Origin of the sequence: Rothia sp. HMSC071F11 (assembly GCF_001809115.1) — a bacterium.
Taxonomy (GTDB): domain Bacteria; phylum Actinomycetota; class Actinomycetes; order Actinomycetales; family Micrococcaceae; genus Rothia; species Rothia dentocariosa.
Genome location: NZ_KV795763.1, coordinates 292,715 through 293,551, shown reverse-complemented (window position 1 = coordinate 293,551; position 837 = coordinate 292,715). Strand labels below are relative to the sequence as shown.

1 protein-coding gene is annotated in these 837 nt (G+C 53.0%); it reads left to right on the top strand.

Annotated elements, in window-relative coordinates:
* Window positions 1-365 precede the first annotated feature (365 nt).
* Window positions 366-837 (top strand): DUF6318 family protein (locus tag HMPREF2554_RS09250; RefSeq protein ID WP_246826055.1); only part of this gene is annotated, 472 nt, incomplete at its 3' end.

The following is an 837-nucleotide window of genomic DNA, read 5'->3' as shown; positions in this document are numbered from 1 at the left end:
GCTCACTATCAATGTTCGTTTAATCGTAAAGCTCATATAGAGACTTTTCTACAGTCCGGTGATATATTCAACCGCTAATACGGAATGGTACTCATGAGCGATTTTATGCCGTGCCGCAGCCCCTCTCTAGCGAGTCCACATAGAGAGCAAATAGATAACGAAATGATGAAGACGTGTCCAGGAGCCCGGGGTTCAACAAAGCTCTAAGATACAATCGACGTAATGTCTCTGGTATGGAGCAACAAATTGGGAAGTTGAGGCTTATCTTCCGCCCCTGACTGCGCAGTTTTGGGCAAAAAGATGTGCTGAGACCCGGAACCTCGCTCGTAACCGCATCACTTGAGAGCACCGATGAAAGGGCAAACATGCCAACCCGTTTACCCCACCATATCTCCCGCCGCGCTGCCTTGGGTGTGCTGGGCGCAGGATCTGCCGCCGTCGTTGTCGGATGCGCCCCCGCCGTCAAACCCGCGGACCTCGGGCAGGGGAGCTCGTCCTCCCCGAGCTCATCGTCAAGCGCTTCATCCTCCAGCTCATCATCGAGTGCATCTACTCTGCCCGGCAACTCGAAAAACACGGGCGAGGTAAAACTCGAAAAGTACGACACATCCGCTGGCGAGCACCAGCCCGCAACCCGTACTGAGAAGCCGAAGAACGTTCCCAAGCCCCTGCTCTCTGATAAAGCCAACGAGAAAACCATAGACGGACTTTACGAAAACATCGCCTATATCGCGGCTTCTATGCAGTACCTCTTCCAGACTGGCGATATGGAGCCCTTCGAGAAATGCGCTCTGGTATCATCCGAAAAGTCGAGTCTGTCCAGTAACACTGATGCTT